The sequence below is a fragment of the Shewanella sp. 10N.286.52.B9 genome, from assembly GCF_002873635.1.
Taxonomy (GTDB): domain Bacteria; phylum Pseudomonadota; class Gammaproteobacteria; order Enterobacterales; family Shewanellaceae; genus Shewanella.
In genome coordinates this window covers 1-1,263 of the sequence record NZ_MCTY01000031.1, presented here as the reverse complement: position 1 = coordinate 1,263, position 1,263 = coordinate 1, and the positions used below count along the sequence as shown (strand labels likewise).

Annotated in this window: 1 protein-coding gene, 1 tRNA gene and 1 rRNA gene; all 3 read right to left on the bottom strand. The window is 39.7% G+C overall.

Features of this window, described 5'->3' with window-relative positions; translation table 11 throughout:
- Positions 1 to 661: 661 nt before the first annotated feature.
- The 3 genes from BCU91_RS20140 to BCU91_RS02910 all read right to left on the bottom strand — a co-directional run bounded on the left by BCU91_RS20140 (position 662) and on the right by BCU91_RS02910 (position 1,209).
- Positions 662 to 853 carry a hypothetical protein gene (locus BCU91_RS20140; protein WP_133126569.1) on the bottom strand — a complete coding sequence of 64 codons (192 nt, stop codon included), beginning with the start codon at positions 851 to 853 and terminating at the stop codon, positions 662 to 664.
- A 147-nt stretch (positions 854 to 1,000) separates the two neighbouring features.
- A 5S ribosomal RNA gene (rrf, locus tag BCU91_RS02915) occupies positions 1,001 to 1,116 on the bottom strand.
- A 17-nt stretch (positions 1,117 to 1,133) separates the two neighbouring features.
- Positions 1,134 to 1,209 (bottom strand) — tRNA-Thr (locus BCU91_RS02910).
- Positions 1,210 to 1,263 lie beyond the last annotated feature (54 nt).

Below are 1,263 nucleotides of genomic sequence, written 5' to 3'. Positions count from 1 at the left end.
TACACACTTATTACCCCCAAAGTTATCCACACAGCGAGCCAAAAAGTGGCACTCTAGGGATAATATACCAACCGCTTAAATTGTGTTAAGCCCAGTAATAGAAAAGGATAACATTCATTTTTGTGCTGGTGCCATATAACGCTTAACTCAAAACACGGCAATGACTACCGTAAAACTATCTACCAGTTTTGGAGCTGTGAATTTTCGAGCTTTCTAAAAGGTCATAATTTATCCGCATAAGTTCCAATGCGGCATTCAATTCTAGTTCAACATGAGGAAATTAGCATAAAAAACAATATTATTTTAAGCACTGCAGCCTCAATGTTAATAGCATTACTCCCCAGCCACAGAAATAGTCATGTTAGTGCTGCTAACAGGCCAATCCAGGTAATCGTTGTTGATTAAAGTTTTTTAGCAAAGAATGTCGTTCGTAAAGAGACTATCCAGTAAGTAGAAGAGCTGAAGAGTTCTTCAGTAATAGAACACAAACACTGCACGTTGTAAGAAGATATTTTCAATGCAATAGCCTTAATTAACCGTTATATAAAAGATAAAAGCTTCAATTAATTCACCAAACCAGATCTGCTAATATTAGCTCTACTGATCTATTCCAGTTTTATTAAAACCATAAACGCAAAAAGCCCGCTACACAGTGACGGGCTTAATATTGATTAGACGATTGGCGATGACCCCATTTCACATAGGCATGTCGTCCACACTGATTACCAGCAAGTTTTACTAAACATAACACCAAATAGGGATTATTCGTATTAGGCGCTTGGCGATGTTCAGCTGCGGATAAATCCTCCGCGCTCCATGTCTGCATAAAGCGTTGCTTTATAAACACAGACATTGCACCCTACTTTCACATGGCCATGTCGTCCACACTGATTTCGAGTAGGCTATTAACTAAACCTAACACCAAATAGGACTTATTTATTTTAAAATCCTAAACGAAAAAATCCCTGACTCATAGAGTAAGGGATTATTCTAATTTAGCGTCTGGAAATGACCTACTTTCACATGGGGAGACCCCACACTATCATCGGCGCGATTGCGTTTCACTACTGAGTTCGGGATGGGATCAGGTGGTACCACAATGCTATTGTCTCCAGACAAATCTGGTTTGAAGATGGTGCTGATACCCAGAATCGAACTGGGGACCTCATCCTTACCAAGGATGCGCTCTACCGACTGAGCCATATCAGCATTATCTTGTTTCTTTTCACTAATTGAGTGAAATAAATTAGGCGCTTGGCGATG